17 protein-coding genes and 3 tRNA genes are annotated in these 15,949 nt (G+C 71.5%); 4 read left to right on the top strand and 16 right to left on the bottom strand.

Features of this window, described 5'->3' with window-relative positions; translation table 11 throughout:
• Nucleotides 1–102 precede the first annotated feature (102 nt).
• From GXP76_RS25820 to GXP76_RS25800, 5 genes are all read right to left on the bottom strand, one after another.
• On the bottom strand, nt 103–531 hold the full coding sequence (locus tag GXP76_RS25820; RefSeq protein WP_242573995.1) for a MaoC family dehydratase: 429 nt from the start codon (nt 529–531) through the stop codon (nt 103–105).
• A 5-nt stretch (nt 532–536) separates the two neighbouring features.
• Nucleotides 537–989: a MaoC family dehydratase N-terminal domain-containing protein gene (locus GXP76_RS25815; protein WP_242573994.1), complete on the bottom strand. Its 453-nt coding sequence runs from the start codon at nt 987–989 to the stop codon at nt 537–539.
• A 119-nt stretch (nt 990–1,108) separates the two neighbouring features.
• Nucleotides 1,109–1,273: a 50S ribosomal protein L33 gene (rpmG, locus tag GXP76_RS25810; protein ID WP_003956487.1), complete on the bottom strand. Its 165-nt coding sequence runs from the start codon at nt 1,271–1,273 to the stop codon at nt 1,109–1,111.
• A gap of 89 nt (nt 1,274–1,362) precedes the next feature.
• Nucleotides 1,363–1,435 (bottom strand) — tRNA-Met (locus GXP76_RS25805).
• 47 nt (nt 1,436–1,482) lie between these two features.
• Nucleotides 1,483–1,555: transfer RNA gene (locus GXP76_RS25800), tRNA-Thr, on the bottom strand.
• Between the two features lie 328 nt (nt 1,556–1,883).
• Between GXP76_RS25800 and GXP76_RS25795 the strand changes: the two genes are divergently transcribed.
• The gene (locus GXP76_RS25795; protein WP_242573993.1) at nt 1,884–3,128 is read left to right on the top strand and encodes an amidohydrolase family protein; all 1,245 of its coding nucleotides are present in this window, start codon (nt 1,884–1,886) and stop codon (nt 3,126–3,128) included.
• 90 nt (nt 3,129–3,218) lie between these two features.
• Nucleotides 3,219–3,878 (top strand): SDR family oxidoreductase, encoded by a 660-nt coding sequence (locus tag GXP76_RS25790; RefSeq protein WP_242573992.1) that lies wholly within the window; start codon nt 3,219–3,221, stop codon nt 3,876–3,878.
• A gap of 58 nt (nt 3,879–3,936) precedes the next feature.
• Here the strand turns inward: GXP76_RS25790 and GXP76_RS25785 are convergent.
• Nucleotides 3,937–4,018, bottom strand: a tRNA-Tyr gene (locus GXP76_RS25785).
• A 226-nt stretch (nt 4,019–4,244) separates the two neighbouring features.
• Here GXP76_RS25785 and GXP76_RS25780 point away from each other — a divergent pair.
• Nucleotides 4,245–4,733, top strand: a complete 489-nt coding sequence (locus GXP76_RS25780) for a YajQ family cyclic di-GMP-binding protein (RefSeq protein ID WP_164252294.1) — start codon at nt 4,245–4,247, stop codon at nt 4,731–4,733.
• A gap of 147 nt (nt 4,734–4,880) precedes the next feature.
• On the top strand, nt 4,881–5,543 hold the full coding sequence (locus GXP76_RS25775) for an alpha-ketoglutarate-dependent dioxygenase AlkB (protein WP_242573991.1): 663 nt from the start codon (nt 4,881–4,883) through the stop codon (nt 5,541–5,543).
• Nucleotides 5,544–5,581: 38 nt separating this feature from the next.
• Here GXP76_RS25775 and GXP76_RS25770 read toward each other — a convergent pair whose 3' ends face one another.
• The 10 genes from GXP76_RS25770 to GXP76_RS25725 all read right to left on the bottom strand — a co-directional run bounded on the left by GXP76_RS25770 (nt 5,582) and on the right by GXP76_RS25725 (nt 15,324).
• Entirely contained in the window at nt 5,582–5,851 is a 270-nt protein-coding gene (locus tag GXP76_RS25770; protein WP_242573990.1) for a GlsB/YeaQ/YmgE family stress response membrane protein, read from the bottom strand.
• A 274-nt stretch (nt 5,852–6,125) separates the two neighbouring features.
• The gene (locus GXP76_RS25765; RefSeq protein ID WP_242573989.1) at nt 6,126–6,518 is read right to left on the bottom strand and encodes a YccF domain-containing protein; all 393 of its coding nucleotides are present in this window, start codon (nt 6,516–6,518) and stop codon (nt 6,126–6,128) included.
• Nucleotides 6,515–7,378, bottom strand: coding sequence for a zinc metalloprotease HtpX (htpX, locus tag GXP76_RS25760; RefSeq protein ID WP_242573988.1), 864 nt, complete (start codon nt 7,376–7,378; stop codon nt 6,515–6,517). Before htpX ends, GXP76_RS25765 begins: the two co-directional genes overlap by 4 nt.
• A 195-nt stretch (nt 7,379–7,573) precedes the next feature.
• Entirely contained in the window at nt 7,574–9,169 is a 1,596-nt protein-coding gene (locus GXP76_RS25755) for an NADH-quinone oxidoreductase subunit N (RefSeq protein WP_242573987.1), read from the bottom strand.
• Nucleotides 9,166–10,770, bottom strand: a complete 1,605-nt coding sequence (locus tag GXP76_RS25750) for a NuoM family protein (RefSeq protein WP_242573986.1) — start codon at nt 10,768–10,770, stop codon at nt 9,166–9,168. The genes GXP76_RS25755 and GXP76_RS25750 overlap by 4 nt, the downstream gene beginning before the upstream one ends.
• Nucleotides 10,771–10,773: 3 nt before the next feature.
• Nucleotides 10,774–12,777: an NADH-quinone oxidoreductase subunit L gene (locus tag GXP76_RS25745; RefSeq protein ID WP_242573985.1), complete on the bottom strand. Its 2,004-nt coding sequence runs from the start codon at nt 12,775–12,777 to the stop codon at nt 10,774–10,776.
• Nucleotides 12,774–13,211 carry an NADH-quinone oxidoreductase subunit NuoK gene (gene nuoK / locus GXP76_RS25740; protein ID WP_242573984.1) on the bottom strand — a complete coding sequence of 146 codons (438 nt, stop codon included), beginning with the start codon at nt 13,209–13,211 and terminating at the stop codon, nt 12,774–12,776. The genes GXP76_RS25745 and nuoK overlap by 4 nt, the downstream gene beginning before the upstream one ends.
• Entirely contained in the window at nt 13,211–13,759 is a 549-nt protein-coding gene (locus GXP76_RS25735) for an NADH-quinone oxidoreductase subunit J (RefSeq protein ID WP_242573983.1), read from the bottom strand. Before GXP76_RS25735 ends, nuoK begins: the two co-directional genes overlap by 1 nt.
• Nucleotides 13,756–14,355 carry an NADH-quinone oxidoreductase subunit I gene (locus GXP76_RS25730; protein ID WP_242573982.1) on the bottom strand — a complete coding sequence of 200 codons (600 nt, stop codon included), beginning with the start codon at nt 14,353–14,355 and terminating at the stop codon, nt 13,756–13,758. The genes GXP76_RS25735 and GXP76_RS25730 overlap by 4 nt, the downstream gene beginning before the upstream one ends.
• Nucleotides 14,356–15,324 (bottom strand): complex I subunit 1 family protein, encoded by a 969-nt coding sequence (locus GXP76_RS25725; protein ID WP_242573981.1) that lies wholly within the window; start codon nt 15,322–15,324, stop codon nt 14,356–14,358.
• Nucleotides 15,325–15,949 lie beyond the last annotated feature (625 nt).

The raw sequence follows: 15,949 nt of genomic DNA, 5'->3' as shown, positions 1-15,949 counted from the left end.
GGTCCGGTCCGGGGACGATTCGTCCCCGGACCGGACCGTGTGTGGCCGGCGGGCGCCGGACTGCCACCTCTCGCGCTTCTCCCCGGCCGCCGTGCCGGCGGTTCAGGCGAGCTGGACGACGGCGCGGGACATCCCCAGCACCTTCTTGCCCTCGCTGGTCGCCGTCAGATCCACCCGCACCCGGTTGTCGTCGAGCTTGTCGCCGATCTTGGCGCTCACCTCGATGACTGCGCCCGTGGCGTCGTTGGGCACCACGACGGGCCTGGTGAAGCGGACGCCGTACTCGACGACGGCCCCCGGGTCCCCCACCCAGTCGGTCACCACCCGGACGGCCTCGGCCATGGTGAACATGCCGTGCGCGATGACGTCGGGCAGCCCGACCTCCAGCGCGAACTTCTCGTTCCAGTGGATCGGGTTGAAGTCGCCGGACGCGCCGGCGTACCGCACGAGGGTGTCCCGGGTGACCGGGAAGACCGCGGCGGGCAGTTCCGTACCGACCTCGACGTCCTTGTAAGCGATCTTGGTGGCCATCCGCGTCACTCCCCCTCGGCGCCGCGCGCCACCAGCTTCGTCCAGGCGGTCACGACGTGTGCGCCCGCCTCGTCGTGCACCTCGCCGCGGACGTCGAGGATGTCGTTGCCCGCCATGGACTTGATCCCCTCGATGGTCGAGGTGACGGTCAGCCGGTCGCCCGCCCGCACGGGCCGGGTGTAGGCGAACTTCTGGTCGCCGTGCACGACCCGGCTGTAGTCGAGACCCAGCTGCGGATCCGCGATGACCTCCCGCGCCGCCTTGAAGGTGATCGCGAAGACGAAGGTCGGCGGGGCGATCACATCGAGATGGCCGAGCGCCTTCGCCGCGTCCGGGTCGGCGTACGCCGGATTGGCGTCACCCACCGCCTCGGCGAACTCGCGGATCTTCTCCCGGCCCACCTCGTACGGTTCGGTGGGCGGATAGGTCCGCCCGACGAAGGACTGGTCGAGCGCCATGGACTCGTTACCTCCTGATGAGACTGCCCTGATGAATTGGTGCACAACTATGTACGGGGCCCGGCAAACGACACGAGGCCGCCCCCCGTTAAGGGGACGGCCTCGGGTACGAGCCTGGGTCAGCGCGTTTCGCGGTGAGCCGTGTGCGAGTTGCAGCGGGGGCAGTGCTTCTTCATCTCAAGACGGTCCGGGTTGTTGCGCCGGTTCTTCTTGGTGATGTAGTTCCGCTCCTTGCACTCCACGCAGGCCAGCGTGATCTTCGGGCGGACGTCGGTGGCAGCCACGTGAGTGCTCCTTGGACGGACAGATTGACGGGTTAACGCATAAAAGAGTAGCCGATCGAAGGATCGCCCCCACCATCGGCTACCGTGTGTAGCGGTGACCGGACTTGAACCGGTGACACAGCGATTATGAGCCGCTTGCTCTACCGACTGAGCTACACCGCTGTGATGTCGGATCCCCTCGCCCGAGGGCGAGGAGCGCCGTACACCAGAGCCCCAATACGGAATCGAACCGTAGACCTTCTCCTTACCATGGAGACGCTCTACCGACTGAGCTATTGGGGCGAGCGATGAAGACATTACACGGTCCGTCGCCGTTCGCCCAAATCCGTTTCCCGGCTTCTCGTCCCACCTGTCCCTTCCGTCTCGGGGCGCGCGGCGAACGGCGGTTGGCGACGCCTCGGGCCACCCCTGTCAGGGGTCCCGATCGGGGCCGGATGCCCGGTGGGGCGGGGCTCGCCAGGCCTTCCGTACACCAGACAGAGCCACGCCGGTATGACTATTTCCTTCCTCCTCAAAGGGTGCCCGGGGCGCCTCTAGGCTCGGCCTCACGCCGCGTGACCTTCCACGCCGGAGCCCTACACCCCCCGCCAGGAGCCCACCCAGGAGCGCGATGCCCGACAGCCAGCCGCAGCCGCCGGACGGCGTCACGGCGAACGCCACCGCGCTGCTGCTGCGCGGGGCCCGGCTCACCGACGGCCGCGCCGTCGACGTACGGCTGAGCGGCGGCCGTATCGAGGCCGTCGGCACGGCCGGCAGTCTCACCGCGCCGGGCGCGTCCGTGGACCTGGAGGGGCACCTGCTGCTGCCCGCCCCCGCCGAGCCCCACGCGCACAGCGACACCGCGCTGAGCGCCGTCGCACCGGACAGGCCCGTCTCCTACGCCCCCGAGGACGTCCAGCGCCGCGCCACGGAGGCCGCGCTGCTCCAGGTCGGGCACGGGGCGACGACGCTGCGTACACATGTGCGCATCGGTGACGCGCAGGAGCTGGCGCCCCTGGAGGCGGTGCTCCAGGCAGGGCGTTCGCTGCGCGGGCTCGGCGATCTGACGGTCGTGGCCGTCCCGCGCCTGCTGACCGGGGTCGCGGGCGCCGACGGGCTGGCGATACTGCGGGACGCGGTGAAGCTCGGCGCGGGTGTGGTGGGCGGCTGCCCGGACCTCGATCCCGACCCGGCCGGATACGTGGAAGCGGTGCTGACCGTCGCCGCCGAGCACGGGTGTCCCGTCGACCTCCATACGGACGCCGGCGACCCGGCCCGCCTCGCACGCCTCGCGGCGATGGCCGGCGGACTGCGGCCCGGAGTGTCGATCGGGCCCTGCGCCGGGCTGTCCCGGCTGCGGGCGGACGTGGCGGGCCGGGCCGCCGACCAGCTGGCGGCGGCGGGTGTGACGGTCGTCTGTCTGCCCCAGGGCCGCTGCGGCGGCGCCGAGCAGCGGGGCGTGGCCCCCGTACGGCTGCTGCGTGCCGCCGGTGTGCGGGTGGCGGCCGGCAGCGGTGCCGTGCGGGACGTGGCGAATCCGGTGGGACGCGGGGACCCGCTGGAGGCCGCGTATCTGCTGGCCACCCAAGGAGGACTGCGGGCGGCGGAGGCGTACGACGCGGTGAGCGCGGGCGCGCGCGAGGCCATGCGGCTGCCCGAGGTACGGGTGGAGGCGGGGTTTCCGGCCGAGCTGCTGGCCGTGCGCGGCGAGCGGCTGGAGGGCGTGCTGTCGCTGGCGTACAGCAGGATCGTCATCCACCGGGGCCGGGTGGTGGCCCGGACGAACGCCGTGCGGGAGTACTGCGACCCGGCGGTGGGCGCGGCGCTGGACCTGCCGCGGCAGGGGCGGCAGATGCGGCCGGAGACGGGGCCGTGAGCGGCCGGCTCCGGGCGGGCGGCGGGGAGCGGTCCTCCTGCGGAGGCGGTGCGTGAGCGCTGACGGGCTGTCGGACGTACGGTCGTGAGCATGCGAATTGTCATCGCCGGAGGACATGGTCAGATCGCGCTGCGGCTGGAGCGGTTGCTCGCCGCGCGCGACCACGAGGTCGCGGGCATCATCCGCAAACCCGAACAGGCGGAGGATCTGAGGAAGGCGGGTGCCGAAGCGGTCGTGCTCGACCTGGAGTCGGCCTCGCTGGAGGAGACGGCGGCCGCGCTGGAGGGCGCGGACGCGGCCGTCTTCGCGGCCGGGGCGGGCCCCGGCAGCACCACCGAGCGCAAGGACACCGTCGACCGGGGCGCGGCGGTCCTGTTCGCCGACGCGGCGGAACGGGCGGGTGTACGGCGCCATGTGATCGTCTCGTCCATGGGAGCCGACCCGGACCACGAGGGGGACGACGTCTTCGACCACTACCTGCGGGCGAAGGGCGCGGCGGACGTGTACGTCCTGTCCAAGGCGGGGCTCGACGCGACGGTCCTGCGCCCGGGAATGCTCACGAACGACGCGGGCACGGGCCTGGTGAACCTCGCGCCGTCAACCGGGCGCGGTCCGGTGCCACGGGACGATGTGGCCGCCGCGCTGGCCGAGTTGGTGGAGACGCCGGCGACGGTCGGCCTGACGCTGGAGCTGATCAGCGGCACGGTGCCGGTGTCGGAGGCGGTGAAGGACGCCGGCTCCCCCGCCTGACGGAGACGAAGACGGCCCCCGGTCCGCTCTGCGCGGGCCGGGGGCCGTCATTTCCGTGTGGCGGCGCCAGGATTCGAACCTGGGAAGGCTAAGCCGGCGGATTTACAGTCCGCTCCCATTGGCCACTCGGGCACACCGCCATGGGATGTCGTCGCGGGATGGGCGCTGTGTGCGCTGCTCCGTGGCGACGACGTAAACGATACCCGATGCCCGGGGGTGCTCCGCCACCGGATTGATCAGGCCGGGAGGGGGTGGAGATGACTAGGCTTTGCCGGAGCGGGCCGTGAGCCCGCCCGTACTTTCGGCATCAGCCGCGACGTGAGTGGCGGCACCCTTTCCAGCACCCGATACAAGGAGCCACAGGACATGGCCGACTCCAGTTTCGACATCGTCTCGAAGGTCGAGCGGCAGGAGGTCGACAACGCCCTCAACCAGACCGCGAAGGAGGTCTCCCAGCGGTACGACTTCAAGAACGTCGGAGCCTCGATCGCCTGGTCCGGCGAGAAGATCCTTATGCAGGCCAACACCGAGGAGCGGGTCAACGCGATCCTCGACGTGTTCCAGTCCAAGCTGATCAAGCGGGGCATCTCGCTGAAGGCGCTGGACGCGGGAGAGCCGCAGCAGTCCGGCAAGGAGTACAAGATCTTCGCCTCCATCGAGGAGGGCATCTCCCAGGAGAACGCGAAGAAGGTCGCCAAGATCATCCGTGATGAGGGCCCCAAGGGCGTCAAGGCGCTCGTGCAGGGCGACGAGCTGCGGGTCAGCTCGAAGAGCCGGGACGATCTCCAGGCCGTGCAGGCGCTGTTGAAGGGGCAGGACTTCGACTTCGCGCTGCAGTACGTGAACTACCGCTGACCGCGGGCACCGGCCTCCGGTCGGCCCGGCGGGTCCGCACGGCCGTCGTCGCGCCCGCTCGCTCGGGCGCGGGGACGGCCGTGCGAGCGGGAAGGTGTCCATGACGTCCGTCGCCGGCGACGGGGCGGCGGGAGCGGAGGTGCGGTCATGAGCGGGGCGTTGTTCCCGCGTGGGCGGGCCGTCGTCGGCGACGGTGCCGTGCACGTGCCGGGGTGGCTGGATCCGGCGCGGCAGCGGGAGTTGGTGGAAGCCTGCCGGGGGTGGGCGCGCGGGCCGGTGCCGATGCGGCACACCACGTTGCCGGGCGGGGGCGTGATGTCCGTGCGGACGGTCTGTCTGGGCTGGCACTGGCAGCCGTACCGCTACAGCCGTACCGCCGGGGATGTGAACGGCGCGCGGGTCGCTCCGTTTCCCGAGTGGCTCGCGGAGTTGGGGCGTGCGGCGGTCGACGAGGCGTACGGCGAGGGGGCCGGGGAGCGTTACGCGCCGGACACCGCGCTCGTCAACTTCTACGAGGGCGCGGCCAGGATGGGCATGCACCAGGACAAGGACGAGAAGTCCCGGGCGCCCGTGGTGTCGCTGAGCATCGGTGACACCTGTGTCTTCCGCTTCGGCAACACGCGGACGCGGACACGTCCTTATACGGATGTCGAGTTGGCGTCCGGTGACCTCTTCGTCTTCGGCGGGCCGTCTCGGCTCGCGTTCCATGCCGTCCCCAAGGTGTATCCGGGGACGGCCGACCCGGCGAGCGGGATGCGCGCCGGGCGGCTGAACATCACGTTGCGCGAGACCGGGCTCGCCGGGGAGTGACGGCGCGCCCGGAGGGAGAGCCGGTGGACGGCCTGCGGTCAGCGGGAGCGGGAGTGGCCGAAGAGCAGGCGGTAGACGATCAGCAGCACCAGTGAGCCGCCGATCGCCGCCGCCCAGGTGGCGCCGTCGTAGAAGTCGCTGGTGATCTCGCGGTCCAGCCAGCGGGACGATATCCAGCCGCCGATGAAGGCGCCGGCGATACCGATGAGGGTCGTGCCGACGAGACCGCCCGGGTCCCGGCCGGGCAGCAGGATCTTGGCGATGGCTCCGGCGAGGAGTCCGAGGACGAGCCAGCCGATGATGGTCATGCCGTGGGCCTGCCTTTCGTGCGGTGCTCCGCGACCTGCGGTGTTCGGTGCGGGTGGTGCCGTTGATCTGTAGAGGAGGACGCCCGGAGGGCGCGGCGCGGTTGCCGGGCACGTCTCACGGTGGGCGGTCTCACGGTGGGCGGCGGGACAGCGATGTGCGGCCCGACGGGTCAACTACCCCGCTTCGGGCCGCACATACGTGTAAGGCGGCAGGTCACAGGAGTGCCGGGCCGCCACGGAGGGGCCTACGGCGTGCCGTACGGCGCGGCTCGGGTCACCAGCCCGCGAACGCCTGGTCCGTACGGACGATCTCGCGGCCGAAGGGCAGCAGGGAGACGGGGATCAGCTTGAAGTTCGCGATGCCCAGCGGGATGCCGATGATCGTCACGCACAGGGCGAGCCCGGTAAAGATGTGGCCGAGGGCGAGCCACCAGCCCGCGAGAACCAGCCACAGCACGTTCGCGACGAAGGACGGGGACCCGGCGTCGCGCCGCTCCACCGTCGTGTAGCCGAACGGCCACAGCGCGTAGACGGCGATCCGGAACGCGGCGAACCCGAAGGGAATGCCGATGATCGTGATGCACAGGAGCAGTCCGGCGAGAATGTAACCGAGGAACAGCCAGAAGCCACTGAACACGAGCCAGATGATGTTGAGGATTGTCTTCATGGGCGGCGACCTGCCATCTGCTCTAGTCGGGCGATGCGCTCCGCCATCGGCGGATGCGTGGAGAACAGTTTCGACACACCCTGCCCGGGCCTGAACGGATTGGCGATCATCAGATGACTCGCCGTCTCGATTCGTGGCTCTGGCGGCAACGGCAGCTGTTTCGTACCTGCTTCAAGCTTACGCAAGGCGCTGGCGAGGGCCAGCGGATCACCAGTGAGCTGCGCGCCGGACGCGTCGGCCTCGTACTCACGGGAACGGCTCACCGCGAGCTGGATCACCGAGGCGGCCAGCGGGCCGAGGAGCATCACCAGCAGCATGCCGACGAGGCCGGGGCCCTCGTCGTCGTCCGAGCGGCCGATGGGGATGAGCCAGGCGAAGTTCACCAGGAACATGACGACGGAGGCGAGGGCGCCGGCGACGGAGGAGATCAGGATGTCGCGGTTGTAGACATGGCTCAGCTCGTGGCCGAGGACTCCGCGCAGCTCCTGCTCGTCCAGGATCTGGAGGATGCCGTCCGTACAACAGACGGCCGCGTTCCGGGGATTGCGGCCCGTGGCGAACGCGTTGGGGGCCTGCGTCGGCGAGATGTAGAGCCGTGGCATCGGCTGGCGCGCGGTCGTGGAGAGCTCGCGCACGATGCGGTAGAGCTTCGGCGCCTCGAACTCGCTGACCGGGCGCGCGCGCATGGCGCGCAGCGCCAGCTTGTCGCTGTTCCAGTACGCGTACGCGTTGGTGCCCAGGGCGACGACGACCGCGATGATCAGCCCCGTCCGGCCGAAGAGGCCACCGATGACGATGATGAGTGCGGACAGTCCCCCGAGGAGTGCGGCGGTCCTCAACCCGTTGTGCCGGCGGTGCACGGAACGCCCTCCAAATCGGTGCGGCTGGGGAACCCTCTACGTCTCTGCGTGACGTCGCTCCACCCTCCAGTGGACCCTTACTCACTGGTCAACGCCAGGCGGGGGTCACGGGTTCCCCGGCGCGCCCGCACGGGGCCGTACGCCGTACGGGTGGCGGTGGGGCGGGTGGAGCGGGCTCCGGGCGGGGCGCGTCCCTCAGAAGAGGCTCTCGGCCGCGAAGCGCAGGACCAGCTGGGGCGCTCCCGACAGGGCGATGCCCACGGCGGTGGTGAGTCCGATCGCGGCGAGTATCGGGGCGGGGGCGCGGTGGCCCGCCAGGGGGCCCGCGGGCCGCGTGACGGGCCCGGCGGCCGCCGGCGTCGGGCCGGCCTCCAAGGCCCCCTCCTCGGCCGTCTCCGGGGCGCGGAAGAGGACAGCCGTCCACTGGAGGTAGTAGTAGAGGGCGATGACGACATTGAGGCTCATCACGACGGCCAGCCAGCCGAGGCCCGCGTCCACGGCCGAGGAGAAGACCGTGACCTTCGCGAAGAGGCCGACGACACCGGGCGGCAGTCCGGCCAGGCAGAGCAGGAAGAAGCCCATGGCGAGGGCGACGAGCGGGCGCTCGGAGGCGAGGCCGCGGTAGTCGGCGAGGCGGTTCAGGGGCTTCGTACGGGCGACCAGGGCGGCGACGGCGAAGGCGCCGAGGTTCACGACGGCGTACATCAGGGCGTACGCGACGGTGGAGCCGATCTGGTCCGTGCCGGCGTACGCCGCCGCCGCGATCGGCACCAGGAGATAGCCGGCCTGGGCGACGGACGACCACGCGAGGAGGCGTACCGCGCTCCACGCGCGCGTGGCGGACTGGCGCAGGGCGGCGACGTTGCCGACGGTCATGGTGAGCGCGGCGAGCACCGCGACGACGGGGCCCCATACGTCGGAGTGGCTCGGGAAGGCGATGACCGTCACCAGGATCAGGCCGGAGAATCCGACGGCCTTGCTGACGACGGAGAGGTACGCGGCGACGGGCAGGGGCGCGCCGACGTAGGTGTCGGGGACCCAGAAGTGGAAGGGCGCGGCGGCGGCCTTGAAGGCGAAGCCGACGAGGGTGAGGGCGACGCCGGCCGAGGCGAGGGTTTCGAGCGCCCCGGGGACGTCGTCGAGCCGGGTGGCGATCTCGGTGAGATGCAGGGTGCCGGTGGTGGCGTACACGAAGCTGACGCCCAGCAGCATGACGGCGGTGGCCGCCACGGAAGAGAGGAAGAACTTCAGCGCCGCTTCGGAGGACAGCCGGTCGCCGCGCTTGAGGCCGACCAGCGCGAAGGCGGGGAGGGTGGCGACTTCGAGGGCGACGACGAGGGTCGCGAGGTCGCGCGCGGCGGGCAGGAGGGCGGCGCCGGCCGCCGAGGAGAGCAGCAGGAACCAGAACTCGCCCGCCGGGAGCTTCTTGGCGCCGCCGAGTTCGGTGACGGAGAGCAGTGCGGTGAGCAGGGCGCCGCCGAGCACCAGGAGCTGGATGACGAGGGTGAAGTGGTCGGCGGTGTAGCTGCACACGCCGGCGTCCGCGGTGAGGCAGAAGGTGGACCGGTCGCCCGCGCGGATGGGGAGCAGCAGCAGGAGCGCGGCGGCGAGGCCGGCGACGGAGAGGACGCCGAGAAGCGGCTTGCGGCGTTCCGGCAGGAACAGGTCGGCGACCAGGACGGCGAGGGCGACGACGGCGGTGAGGGCCGGGGGCGCGATCGCGAGCCAGTCGACGGACTGGACGAGGCTGGCGGCGCTGTCGGCGGCGCTCTGGGCAGCGGCCACGGTCACGACTTGCCTCCTGCGAGGAGCTTCTGCACGGCCGGGTCGGTGAGGCCGAGGAGGACGGCGGGCCAGAGGCCGGCGAGGACGGTGAGGGCGACGAGCGGGGTCCAGGCGGCGAGTTCGTAGCCCTGGACGTCGGCGAGTTCGGGCAGCGGCTCCCGCTGTTCCGCCGGCTCGGTGACGTGCTGGGGGTGCGCGCCCATGCAGACGCGGCGGACGACGATCAGCAGGTACGCGGCGGTGAGCAGGGTGCCGAAGCAGGCGATCGCCGTGAAGGTGACGAAGGCGGGGCGGCTGAGGCCCTCGGCGGGGTCGAAGGCGCCGAACATCGCGAGCATCTCGCCCCAGAATCCGGCGAGGCCGGGCAGGCCGAGGGAGGCGACGGCGGCGAAGGCGAGGAGGCCGCCGAGGCGTGGTGCGCGGCCGTAGAGCGCCGCGCCGGTGGCGCCGGCGAGGGTGTCGAGGTCGGCGGTGCCGTAGCGGTCCTTGAGCGCTCCGACCAGGAAGAAGAGCAGACCGGTGATGAGGCCGTGGGCCACGTTGGCGAAGAGCGCGCCGTTGACGCCGGTGGGGGTCATGGACGCGATGCCCAGGAGCACGAAGCCCATGTGGCCGACGGAGGAGTAGGCGATGAGGCGCTTGAGGTCGCCGCCGGCGCCCTGCCGGGCGAGGGCGAGACAGGCCAGGGAGCCGTAGATGATGCCGACGACGGCGAGGGCGGCGAGGTACGGCGCGAAGGTCCGCATCCCGTCGGGCGCGATCGGCAGGACGATACGGACGAACCCGTACGTACCCATCTTGAGCAGGACCCCTGCGAGGAGGACGGATCCAACGGTCGGGGCGGCGGTGTGGGCGTCGGGGAGCCAGCTGTGGAACGGCCACATCGGGGTTTTGACCGCGAGGCCGATCCCGATCGCCAGAACGGCTGTGATCTGCACGAACGAGCTCAGCCCACGGCCGTTGTCAGTGGCGAGTGCCACCATGTCGAATGTGCCCGCGTGCAGACCGACGAGCAGCAGGCCGAGCAGCATGACCACGGAGCCGAGCAGCGTGTAGAGGATGAACTTCCAGGCGGCGGCCTGCCGCCCGGCACCGCCCCAGCGGGCGATGAGGAAGTACATCGGGATGAGCACCATCTCGAAGGCCAGGAAGAACAGCAGCAGGTCGAGGACGGCGAAGGTGGCGAGGGTGCCGGATTCGAGGACGAGCAGCAGGGCGACGAAGGCCTTCGCGGAGGGCCCGGCCGGGGGCTTGAAGTAGCTGTAGAGCGCGCAGAGGAAGGTCAGCAGCGCGGTCAGGACCAGAAGGGGGAGAGAGATGCCGTCGACACCGAGATGGATCCGCACGTCGAGTGCGGCGATCCAGCTGATGTCCGTCGTGGCCTGCATCCTCGACGGCTGGTCGTGGTCGAAGCCGAGCGCGAGGACGATCGCGGCGACGAGGATCGCGCCGGTCACGGTCACGCCGTGGCGCAGTACGGCTTGGTCGGGGCCGGTGCCCCGGAGTCCGGGCGGGGCGGGGAGCAGCGCCGCCGCCGCGCCCAGGAGGGGGGCGGCGACGATGAACGCGAGAAGGAACTGCATCACGGACGGGCTGATATCGATCACGGCTCACGCTCCGGCGGCGACGAGGACGGCGGCGATCGCCAGGACGACCGTTCCGGCGAGCAGGGCGCCCAGGTAGGTCTGCACATTGCCGGTCTGCGCGCCGCGTACGGCGGCGCCGAGCCAGCGTGTGCCGGTGCCCGCCCCGCGTACGTAGGTGTCGACGACCTCGCGGTCGAGGAAGCGGACCAGCCGGGCCGCGCCCTGGACCGGGCGTTGGAAGAGGGTGCGGTAGACGGCGTCCAGGTGGAAGCCGGCGGCGGCGTGCGGGTGGAGCCTGCCGAGGAGGAGCCGGCCGGGGTCGGCGGGGTCGGGGGCCGAGGCGATGTCGCCGTAGGCGGCGGTGTGGCTGGCCATGGCCTCGACCTCGGAGAGGGCGGGCTCGGCGTCCGGGTGCGCGGCGACGGCGCCGATGGGGGTGCGGGCGGCCAGTGCCGTGGTGTGGCTCCAGCTGCCGTAGGTGATCAGTCCGCCGACGAGGGCGACACCCGTGCCGAGCACGGAGGTGGTGAGTGTCGGGGTGAGGCTGTCGGCGTCCAGCCAGGGGGCGATGACGCCGACGGTCAGACCGAAGGCGAGCGAGGGGACGGCGAGGACCCACAGGACGGCGTTCATCGACAGGGGCTGCTTGCCGTGGTCGGCGGCTTCGGCGCCCCGGCCCCGGAAGGCGAGGAGCCACAGGCGCGTCGCGTAGGCGGCGGTGAGCAGGGCGGTGAGCAGACCGGCGACGAGCACGGTCCAGCCCGCGATGTCCGGGGCGACGGCGGACTCGCCGAGCGCGGTGTGCTCGGCGGCGACGAGTACGGCTTCCTTGGAGAAGAAGCCGGCGAACGGCGGGATGGCGGCGAGCGCGAGGAGCGCGATCGTCATCGTCCAGTAGGCGTCGGGGACGCGTTTGGCGAGGCCGCCCATCCGGGACATGGCGGCGAGCGAGTTGGTGCCGGCGGCGTGGATGATCACGCCGGCGCCGAGGAAGAGGAGCGCCTTGAAGGCGCCGTGCGAGATGAGGTGGAAGACGGCCGCGCCCCGGTCGCCCACGGCCAGCGCGCCCGACATGTAGCCGAGTTGACCGATGGTCGAGTAGGCGAGGACGCGTTTGATGTCGTCCTGCGCGAGGGCGGCGACGGCCGAGCCGACCATGGTGATCGCGGCCAGCACGGCGAGTACCACGAGGGCGGCGGCGGAGGCGGCGAAGACGGGGAGGAGACGGGCCACGAAGTAGATACCGGCGGCGACCATCGTCGCCGCGTGGATCAGCGCGGAGACGGGGGTGGGGCCGGCCATCGCGTCGGGCAGCCAGGTGTGCAGCGGGAACTGGGCCGACTTGCCCGCGACACCGGCGATCAGCAGCAGGGCGATCAGGGTGGGGTGGTCGAGCCCGTTGTCGGCGACGGACGTCAGGACGCCGGTGATCCGGAAGGTGCCGGTGTCGACGGCGAGCGCGAACAGACCGAGCAGGAAGGGGACATCGCCGAGCTTGGTGACGAGGAAGGCCTTCAGGGAGGCGGCGCGCGCCTCGGGCGTCTCCCAGTAGTGGCCCACGAGGAAGTACGAGCAGATGCCCATGACCTCCCAGCCGACCAGCAGCACCATCAGGTCGCCGGAGTAGACGACGAGCAGCATCGCGGAGGTGAACAGGGAGACGAGAGCGGCGTACGAGGGGTAGCGCGGGTCGGCGCGCAGATAGCCCGTCGAGTAGATCTGTACGCACGTGGCGACGACCGCGACCAGGATCGCGACGAGGGCGGCGAAGCCGTCGATGTACAGGGCCAGGTCGATCGGGACCGAGCCGGTCGGGGTGAGCCGGGTCGCGGCGTCGATCGGAGCGCCGGTACCGTGCCCGTCGCTCTGGCGTACGGCGACGATCGCGGCGAGTACGGCGGCGGCGAGCGACGGCAGCACGGCCAGGGGGCGGACGAACCCGGGGGCCCTGCGGCCGAGGAGCAGTCCGGCGACCGCGCCGAGGAACGGCAGCAGCGGGACGAGGACGGCGAGGGTGGTCGTGGTCACGCGGTGGCCTCAGCATTCTGTGCCGGGGCGCCGGCTTCGGCCCGGGCTCCGGCGGACCCGGCCGCGACGGACTCGGCCGCGACGGACTCGGCCGCGACGGACTCGGCCGCGGCCTCGTCGGTCGCGTCGCTCTCGACGCTGTCGCGGAGCCGGTCGACGTCCGAGGTGCCCCGGTTGCGGTAGACCATCAGGACGATCGCCAGGCCGATGCCGATCTCGGCGGCGGCGATGGCGATCACGAAGAGGGTGAGGGCCTGGCCCGCGTGCAGGGTGTCGCGCAGCCATACGTCGAAGGCGACGAGGTTGAGATTGACGGCGTTGAGCATCAGCTCGACGGACATGAGGACGAGGATCGCGTTGCGGCGGGCGAGCACGCCGTACAGGCCGGTGCAGAAGAGCAGCGCCGCGAGTACGGCGGGATAGGCGAGATGCATCAGCGCTGCTCCTTGCCGCTCTTGCGGGACAGGACGATCGCGCCGATGAGCGCGGCGAGCAGAAGGACGGAGAGTGCTTCGAAGGGCAGGACCCAGTGCCGGAAGAGGAACTGGCCGGTGACGCCGGTGGATCCCTGGGCGGGGCCGTCGAGATCGATCCAGGTCGTACGGAACGCGTCGACGACCACCCACACCAGCGCGGCTGCGGCAGCGAGCGCCACCGCGAGCGCGACTCCCCGGTGCTCCGAATCCGCGTCCGGGGAACGGCCGATGGGCGCCTTCGTGAGCATCAGCCCGAAGAGAAGGAGGACGACGACGGAGCCGACATAGATCAGCACCTGCACCCAGGCGATGAACTCGGCCGTCAGCAGCAGGTATTCGACGGCCAGGCCGCCGAGCGTCACGACGAGCCAGAGCGCGGCGTGCACCAGCTGCTTGGTCGTGACGGTGATGACGGCCGCGCCGAGGGTGACGAGACCGACGAGGAGGAACGCGATCTCCACGCCGGTCGGGGACAGGAAGCCGGGGTCGGCCGCGAGGGGGGTCACTCGCCGGCCTCCCGCTCCTGGGTGGGTGCGGGGGCCTCGGCGGCTTCCGCCGCCCGGGCTGCCTCTGCCGCCTCCGCCGCCGCGAGCTTGTCGGCCGTCTTGCGGGCGGCGCCGATCTCCTTCGGCTCCTCGGCGCGCGGGTCGAGGGCGGGCGGGGCCGGCACGGTCCACATCCATTCGCGGAGTTTGTCGCGCTCGTGGGTGAGTTCGAGGATGTCCGTCTCCGCGTACTCGAACTCCGGTGACCAGAACAGCGCGTCGAAGGGGCAGACCTCGATGCAGATACCGCAGTACATGCAGAGCGAGAAGTCGATGGCGAACCGGTCGAGGACGTTGCGGCTGCGCTCACGGCCGCCGGGGGCGGCGGCGGGGAGTGTCTCCTTGTGGGAGTCGATGTAGATGCACCAGTCGGGGCACTCACGGGCGCAGAGCATGCAGACCGTGCAGTTCTCCTCGAACAGTCCGATCACGCCCCGGCTGCGGGGCGGGAGTTCGGGCTGGGTGTCCGGGTACCGCGCGGTGACGGACTTCCTGGTCATCGTACGAAGCGTGACGGCCAGCCCCTTGGCCAGGCCGCTGCCGGGGATCGGAGGCATTTACTGGATCACCACCTTGACGATGCCGGTGAGGGCGATCTGGGCGAGGGCGAGCGGGATGAGCACGGTCCAGGCGAGCTTCTGGAGCTGGTCCTCGCGGAGCCGCGGATAGCTGACGCGCAGCCAGATGACGACGAAGGCGAGGAGGAACGTCTTGAGGAGGGTCCAGAGCCAGCCGAGGTCGTCGCCGCCGAAGGGGCTGTGCCAGCCGCCGAGGAACAGGACGGTGGTCAGTCCGCACAGGACGACGATGCCCGCGTACTCGGCGAGCAGGAACAGCGCGAAGCGCAGACCCGTGTACTCGGTGTAGGCGCCGAAGATGATCTCGGAGTCGGCGACCGGCATGTCGAAGGGCGGGCGCTGGAGTTCGGCGAGACCGGCGACGAAGAAGACGAGCGCGCCGACGATCTGCCAGGGCACCCACCACCACTCGAAGGCGTCGAGGATGCCGGGCAGGGAGACGGTGCCGGCGGCCATCGCGACGGAGGCGGCGGTGAGCAGCATCGGCAGCTCGTACGCGAGCAGTTGGGCGGCGGTGCGCAGACCGCCGAGCAGGGAGAACTTGTTGGCCGATGCCCAGCCGGCCATGAGCGAGCCGAGAACACCGACGCCCATCACGGCGAGTACGAAGAAGATCCCGGCGTCGACGACCTCGCCGACCGCGCCCTCCTGGGGGCCGATCGGGATCGCGACGAGTACGAGGAGGTAGGGCAGCAGGGCGACGGCCGGGGCGAGCTGAAAGATCCGCCGGTCGGCGGCGGCCGGGACGATGTCCTCCTTCTGCGCGAACTTCACCCCGTCGGCGACGAGTTGGGCCCACCCGTGGAACCCGCCGACGTACATGGGCCCGAGGCGGCCCTGCATGTGGGCCATGACCTTGTGCTCGGTCTGCCCGATGACGAGGGGGAGAACGAGGAATGCGGCGAAGACGATGACCAGCCGAATGGCGACGTCGAGCACGTCGTTCACGCGTCTCCTCCGGTTCGATCGGTTCCGGACGCGGGGTCGCCATCCGGCGCGGGCTCGGGTGCGGAGCCGGGCTGCGGCGCGGGCGCCGAGCCGGGCTCGGGCCTGGCCTTCGGCGCCGGGGCGCGCTCGGGATCCGGTCCGGCTTCCGGAACCGCCTCCGGTGTATCCGCCGACTCGCCCTCGGGCGCCGACCCGGACTCGGTCTCGCGCGACGGCGCAGGCCCGGCACCGGGGCCCGGTGCCGCCTCGGGCTCGGAGCCCCCCTGCGGCGCGGGCGCCGAGCCGGGCTCGGGCCCGGCCTTCCGCGCCGGGGCGCGCTCGGAGCCCCGTCCGGCTTCCGTCGCCACCTCCGGTGCATCCGTCGGCTCGCCCTCCGGCGTCGACCCGGACTCGGCCTCACGTGAAGGCTCGGGCTGGACTCCGGGGTCCGGTGCCACCTCGGGCTCGGGACCCGGTCCGGCCTCCGGGGCCGTCTCGGGCCTGTCCGTCGGCTCGCCCTCCGGCGTCGACCCGGGGTCCGTTGCCGTTTCGGGTGCGGGGCCCGGCTGCGGCGCGGGCGCCGAGTCAGGCTCGGGCTCCGCCTTCCGCGCCGGGGCGCGCTCGGAGTCCCGTCCGGCCTCCGGCC

Source organism: Streptomyces sp. NP-1717, from assembly GCF_022695985.1.
In the GTDB taxonomy this organism is placed as follows: Bacteria; Actinomycetota; Actinomycetes; order Streptomycetales; family Streptomycetaceae; genus Streptomyces.
Note: the sequence above shows the minus strand (reverse complement) of the source record. Positions and strands in the feature narration are given on the sequence as shown.